Annotated in this window: 7 protein-coding genes and 1 pseudogene; 6 read left to right on the forward strand and 2 right to left on the reverse strand. The window is 25.3% G+C overall.

The genetic code is table 11. The features are described 5' to 3' along the window. Positions 1-93: 93 nt before the first annotated feature. The 4 genes from ACWI69_RS11435 to ACWI69_RS11450 all read left to right on the forward strand — a co-directional run bounded on the left by ACWI69_RS11435 (position 94) and on the right by ACWI69_RS11450 (position 2,663). The gene (locus tag ACWI69_RS11435) at positions 94-774 is read left to right on the forward strand and encodes a hypothetical protein (protein WP_448821963.1); all 681 of its coding nucleotides are present in this window, start codon (positions 94-96) and stop codon (positions 772-774) included. A gap of 8 nt (positions 775-782) precedes the next feature. Then, entirely contained in the window at positions 783-1,283 is a 501-nt protein-coding gene (locus tag ACWI69_RS11440; RefSeq protein ID WP_448821964.1) for a hypothetical protein, read from the forward strand. 188 nt (positions 1,284-1,471) lie between these two features. Then, a complete protein-coding gene (locus ACWI69_RS11445) occupies positions 1,472-2,257 on the forward strand; it encodes a hypothetical protein (protein ID WP_448821965.1) in 786 nt (261 codons plus the stop codon). 85 nt (positions 2,258-2,342) lie between these two features. Continuing rightward, positions 2,343-2,663 (forward strand): type II toxin-antitoxin system HicB family antitoxin, encoded by a 321-nt coding sequence (locus ACWI69_RS11450; RefSeq protein WP_448821966.1) that lies wholly within the window; start codon positions 2,343-2,345, stop codon positions 2,661-2,663. A 68-nt stretch (positions 2,664-2,731) separates the two neighbouring features. Here ACWI69_RS11450 and ACWI69_RS11455 read toward each other — a convergent pair whose 3' ends face one another. Both ACWI69_RS11455 and ACWI69_RS11460 read right to left on the reverse strand, forming a co-directional pair. Continuing rightward, positions 2,732-3,031, reverse strand: coding sequence for a hypothetical protein (locus tag ACWI69_RS11455; protein ID WP_448821967.1), 300 nt, complete (start codon positions 3,029-3,031; stop codon positions 2,732-2,734). A 4-nt stretch (positions 3,032-3,035) separates the two neighbouring features. Next, the gene (locus tag ACWI69_RS11460) at positions 3,036-3,299 is read right to left on the reverse strand and encodes a hypothetical protein (protein WP_448821968.1); all 264 of its coding nucleotides are present in this window, start codon (positions 3,297-3,299) and stop codon (positions 3,036-3,038) included. A gap of 249 nt (positions 3,300-3,548) precedes the next feature. Here ACWI69_RS11460 and ACWI69_RS11465 point away from each other — a divergent pair, with 249 nt between their 5' ends. After that, positions 3,549-5,957 (forward strand): plasmid recombination protein, encoded by a 2,409-nt coding sequence (locus tag ACWI69_RS11465; protein WP_448821969.1) that lies wholly within the window; start codon positions 3,549-3,551, stop codon positions 5,955-5,957. A gap of 423 nt (positions 5,958-6,380) precedes the next feature. Then, positions 6,381-6,812 (forward strand): annotated as a pseudogene (locus ACWI69_RS11470) (hypothetical protein); the annotation flags it as partial.

Below are 6,812 nucleotides of genomic sequence, written 5' to 3' on the forward strand. Positions count from 1 at the left end.
TATAACACAATTCTATTGAAAATAATATAATTTTATGTTAAAATGTGGTTACTAGGATATTATCCTAGTAACATAAAAAAAGAGGTGTTTGATATGGAAAAAACATTTGAATTTATTGATACTTTAGTGGAAGAAATGGGAGTTGAAAAAGCTAGAGAAGAATTTATACAGGTTAGTATGGGAGAATTAGACAATTTTGCAAGGAATAAGAAATTTGATGATGTATTTCATCTGACTGCTGATGAGGTGTTTCATCAAGATGATGAAGATAAGATTGATAACATAATAGATTTCATTAATTATCATAAATATACAGTAAAAGGTACAACACTTGCAGAGTTATTTGAAATATTATTAGAGGGATTGAAGAAAAAATCTGATTGTTTACCTGCCGAGATTTTAGGAGAGTTTTTTGATAATGCCAATAGAAGATTTACATTAGCAAATTTAACATTAAAAGAATTTTTAGAGAAATGTGATGTAGAAGAATTGAAAATATATCAAAATACTTTAGATATAGTAATTAGAAATTTGACTGTTGATGAAGAAGAAAATTGTTTATTTAATGAAGATGAACAAAGATATATTCTAAGAGTTTGGATAGGCGAAGGAGATTATCTATATTTCAAATTTACAGAAGATGAAATCAACATCAAAATGGATAGAATAGAAAAAAGTGAGTATCATCTAGCAGATAAAAACTTTAGAGATTATAATTATATCTTTAAAATTAGAGATTTTGAACTATACTTTCAAATTTCAGATAGAGATTAGGAGAACTTATGAAAGAAGAGATAGAAGAATTTGAAATAAACTTAGATTATGTAACTATTCCTGCACTTGATGAGCTATCATCTAAAGAAAAATTTATAATTTACTTTCAATATGACTATATTATCAAGTTAAGGAATCTTCAAGTTTTCTTAAATTCTAAATTCAATGAAGATAGCGAAAGTTCTGAAATTCTTGATTATCTAAAGAGTTTTATAAATCTAAAGGAATTAGATTATTTTTATGAGTTTTTAAAATCCTTACAAGTAGTGAATTTAAGAGAGTTTGAGCTATTTTTCAAAGCTATTAAAATGAATTATGAGTTGATGATAAGACAAAGAAGTTCTGCTAGAACTCTAAATATAAGTGTTGAGAGTTTTGCTAGAGTCAAGGGGATATATTATCCTTGCTATGAGAGTATGGAAGTTATCTTCCAAGAAAATGATTGTTTCTATAAAAAAACTGAAAAGTTAGAAAATTTAACTAAATATATAGTTAAACCAATTTTTTGATATTTTTCTAAAAAAATTGACCTCGTAAAACGCCGTTTAAGAGGTTTTTCAAGGGGTAGACGATACTTATACCTCTTGAAAATACTGTATTTATAAGGCAAGTAGATAATTTAAAAAAAATCTACTTGAAATAATATTATTTTATTTACTAGGATATTATCCTAGTAACTTTTTATAAAGGAGATAAAATGTTTATATTAGATAAAGAAAAAAAAGAAGAATGGAAGAAATATTATAAACTTCAAGAAGAAGTATTTGATTTTATTTTTAAAAATTCAGAAGTAATTACTGATAATAGGAGTTCAAAATATATTAGAACTATTAATTATGTTGAAGATAAAGAAAAACTTAAAATGATTAAAAGAAAAATCAATAAATTAGCTAAAGAGTATAAAGAAGTTTCGGGGAAAGAAAGGTTGCCGTATAACTTCCCAATAATTTTGAATGATGTAGAAAATATAAATATTAACACTAATACTGCTGTACAGTCATTTTCTATTACTAGAAAAGAAGAAAATAATAGACAATATTTTAAACCTTTAAAGGAGTTCAAACGAGAATTTAATTTTGATGTAGAGAAAATCAATGAAGTTATGAAAAAATATAAGCTTGAAATAGAGAGAAAAGAAATAGACCTTGAAGATGATGAAGAAGATGAAAAAACAATAGTAGAATCTGTGTATATTACTTATAAGAATTTATTAGATTTAGCAGGAGCTGATGTTATTCAAGTTCATATTCCAAATGGGATAGAATATATTTTAACAATCAGAAAAATAGGAGAAACTAGAAGTAAAAAGCAAAGATATGGATTTATTATTTTAGATAATCTAGCAACTGTTCAATACTCTACAAAACAGGCAAAGCGTTCTCATTCATATGAAAAAACATTAGAAAAATTTGAGTTTTCATTTGAAACAGTAGCAACCTACTATATCAAAGAGAAAAAAAGTAATCAAATGAACATGTTTTAATTTTACTAGGATATTATCCTAGTAACTACAACAGAAAAAAGTAATCAATGAATATGTTTAAAAAATAACAAGAAAGGTGTTTATAATGAATGAAATAATATATCCAACAATTTTAACTTATGAAGATGATATAATCTATGGTGGTGTTCCTGACCTAAATATTGATAACTATGCAACATATGGAAAAACAATAGAGGAAGTATTAAGTAATTTAAAAGAAATTATAACTCTTACTCTATTAGATTTAGAAGATGAAAAAAAAGAATTTCCAAAGGCTAGAGAAATAAAAATATTAAAAAATGAATTAGAAGAAAATCAAGAAGTATTATTATTAAATATGTGGTTACCTTATGAGAAATCTAAAGTAAAAAAAGTAGTTGATATTGACGGATATGAAATATCCTAATGATTGTAATTTAAGTGAATATGTATTATATACAAGGGGAAATTAGTATTTCCCCTTATTTTTTTCTTTTATTCATAATCAAAAATGTGTTTTAAAATTATTGAAGAATTTTCTTTCAAACTTTGCAAAATATCTTTAATAAACTTTTCATCATTACTCTTGCTAGTATGGTAGCAGTATTTAAAAAGTTTATGATACTTGTTGCAAAAGTCAAAAATAGTTTGTAGTTCTTCCTGTGTTATTCCTCTAAAAATTTGAATATCATTTCCATGAACAAATTTATAATTTTGGGGATTGATTTTGACTTCATCATTCCACAACTTAAAGAAAGTTTTTTCTCTTTCTTTTTCATTTTTTATGAACTTCATAGCACTAATTTCCTTTGTTTGAGTTCTCCCAATTTTTCTTTTCTTCTTCAAGTTTTTCTAATTTAATTTTCATGGAAACAAACTCAAGTTCTTTCTCAATAACTTTTCTTTCTTTCTTATAATCAGTCATTACTTTTTTTAGTTTTTCAATATGATTATCAATAGTATTTAATTTTTTCTGTAACTCTTCTTCTTGCTCAAGTAACGTCATATTTTTTTTAGATTTTTTTTCTTTAATTATTTCATTATTATTTGTATTTTCAGACATCAAAATCAGCTCCTTTTGTTTTTTTAGTCTGATATATTATACTACATTTTTTCTCTTAAAGCAATTATATTAATTGAAATGTAAAGCATATTTAATTTGATTTTCTTTAAAACATATAGTATAATTAATATAAAAGCAATTATCTTCTTAATTCGTCAGAATTAAGAACTCCCTTGTAGTTTTGACATATATGTCAAAACTAAGGGAGCAACTGCGTTGAGCTTTTTTATGAAATCATGAGGTGATATTATGATAAGCTATTCATTGCATTTTGGAAGTAAAAAACATGCAATATCAAATAAAATAAAATTATCATCTGTAAGTAAACATAATATGAGAGAATATGAAGATAAATTTAGTTGTCCGTCGGCAATAGATTTAGAATTATCTCAACATAATGAAATACTAAGAGGAAGTAATAATTTATATAAAGATGTTGAGAAATTTTATAGAGATACTTTTGATGAAAGTAGATTAGAATATAACGCAAAACAAACTAGAGATGACAGAAAAATTTTTGACTATTTTCAAAAAATATCTGATGACAAGCAAAAGAATATAGCTGTTGAATGTATTATCCAATTAGCTGATAAAGAATATTGGGAAAGAATAGAACTTGAAGATAGGAAAAAGATGACAGAAGTATTTGAAAAACAAATACAATATCTTGAAAAAAATTTAGAGAATTTTAAAATTGTAAATGCAGTTGTACATTATGATGAGAGTTCTCCACACCTGCAAATTGTGGGTGTTCCTATTAGTACAAAAAATAAAAGAGGAATGGAAGTACAAGTGTCAAAAAACTCTGTATTTTCTCAAGAGATAATGAGAAAATTACAAGCTGAAATGAGAGAAGTTGCTATTCAAGATTTTAATAGAGTCTATCAAAAAAAAGAAGTTCTTAAAGGAAAAGAAAAAGGTAGAAACTATGATTATAACATAGATGAAATCAAGCTAGTGAAAGAGCATGAAAAAGTTTTAGATAGAGATAGAAAAGAAGTTCTTGAGATATTATCAAAGAAGAAAAAAAGTTTTGGAGTGTTCGGAAAGGAAGAAGTTAAACTTGATGAGAAAGAAGTTGATAAAATTCTTCAGTTCATTAGCACCAAATCGGCTATTTTTGAAAGTAGAAAATCTTTAGATATTTTAAAAGAAAAAAATAAGGATTTAGAGCAAAGAAATATTGATGTTGCAGGAGAGATAGAACAGAAAAAAAATGAATTGCTTAGAAAAAATAATGAGATAGAAGTGTTAAAAATACAGAAAACTGAATTAGAAAAAAATATTAGTGAGAAAAAAGCAGTAGCAGAAGATGAATTATCTAAATTTTATAATGCTAGAAAATACAATTTAGAGAGAGAATTAGAGTTAGAAAGAAAAAATCTTAAAGATAAGATTATTACTGAAATTAGAGAAGAAGTTAAGCAAGAACTTGTTGTTAATAATGCTGAATTACAGACTTTAAAACAACATCTTGAAGAATTAGAAAAAATTAAAAAATCTTTAGAGAAAGAGTGTAAAAAATTAGAAAAATTAAAAGAATTAGAGCAAATGGAAGAAGAAAAACTAGCTTTAGAAAAAATTATTTTTAATAAGAAAAATGAAGTTTCTAATTTAGATAGTTTGAAAGATAAAGTTCATAAAGAGATAGAAGATTTAAAGAAAGAAAAGCTAGAAATAAAGACTAGGGAACAGAACTTAATCAGAAAGGAATATCAACTAAAAGAAGAAAAATTATCACTAAAAAATAGAGAAGATAGTATCAAAATAGAAAAAGACAAAATTGAAAATCAAAAGTTAGAACTAACCAAGGAGCTTGAAAAATATCATCAGATTAAAGAAGAACTATCTTCATCAAGAAGAGAAATAAATCAACTTGATGATAAAAAAAGAGCTGTTTCAAATGAAATTAAAAATATTGAGAATCAACTTGAAGATAGAAAAGAGTTATTGCAGGAGATAGAAAATTATAGAGAATTAATGAGAATCTCTGCGAAATCTAGTGATGAATTTAGTCAAAAACTTAGAGAGAAATTTATAGAAATTAGTATTGAAAATAAGATGAGTGCAGGAATAGAAGAAAGTATTAATAGTCTAAAAGAAAAAAATTCTCTTGAAGAAAGAATAATTTTAAATGCTAAAATTGAAATGTATGAGAAAAAATATAAAGATAACTCAAGCGAGGAAATTCAAGAGAAAATAAAGAATTTTCAATCATATAAAGAGAACTTTAAATTTGATTATGAAGAAGTAAGAGAGATATTGAAAAACTTTATTTCAAAAAGAAATAATTTAATTTTAGAGAATAAAAACTTAAAAGTAGTATTAGAACAAAGTGCAAATACTAAAAGTGCTAGTGAGCTAAAACAAATAGATAGAACAATAAAAAGTAATAATAATAAGATTAGAGTGTTAAATCAAGCTAAATTAATAGTCAGCAAAGCTACGAAATTAGATAAACTTCCTCCACGAACAGCAGGAGCAGTAAGTGGATATACAGAAAAAAATAATAGAACTTTAGAGGAAAATTTAAACAACACTAGCAAACTTTCAGTACTTGCTAGTAATTGTGTAATAGAGATATATGATGATGAGATAGATATAGTTGAAAAAGAAAAAAGAAAAATACAAGCTAGAGCAAGAGGATATGAAAGATAGAGAGTAGAACTCTCTATCTTTATCATCAGAGTTTATAAATCTTAATTTTAGGTGTTGCTAAAAATTTTTTGTTATTTTTTTCGACGTAAGTCAAATAAACTGTTTTAGTCACAAATAAGAGTCTCATACCCCCTTCTATTTATTTTTTATAATTATTGAGAAGATATAATTATAAAAAAACGTTCCCCCGAAGTAGTGTTTTTTCTCCAAATAGGTTATTTTAGGGGGAACTTAAATTCAAAAAGGTGGAATAAATATATTGATAATATAACGCCCCTGTGATATAATTTTTTTATCAAAAATGTACAATAAATTCATTGATAATATAACGCCCCCGTCGGTGTTTTTTCTTTTTCAAAAAAATGTACAATAAATTCATTGATAATATAACGCCCCCGTCGGTGTTTTTTTTAGGTGGTTTTTATGAGTAGACAGTTAGATTTATATACTTTTAGAAATGGTTATATAGTTTATAATCCTTACTTAAATTATTCTCAAATAGATATATATGAGTTTATTCAATATATCTTTGAGAGAGATAATGTTCTTCCATTTGAAACAGAGGGAGAGGATAGAGATTATCAGAATCATAAATATAATGGTATTATGTGTGAGATATTAGATACAGGGAAAACTAGAACTTTTATGGTATTTAATAACTTAGAATTTTTAGAAGAAATCAAGGATAGAAAATTTGTTGTGATGAGTCCTATCACATATGTTGGGAGAAATAGAACGGCAAATAACTCAAGGTATTTGTATGCTATTGCTATTGATTTGGACGGAGTAGAAGAAAAACATATTGGGAGTTTATTTAAACAGTTTAGTAATGGACGTATCTATGCACCAAATATT

This window comes from Cetobacterium sp. (assembly GCF_977044495.1).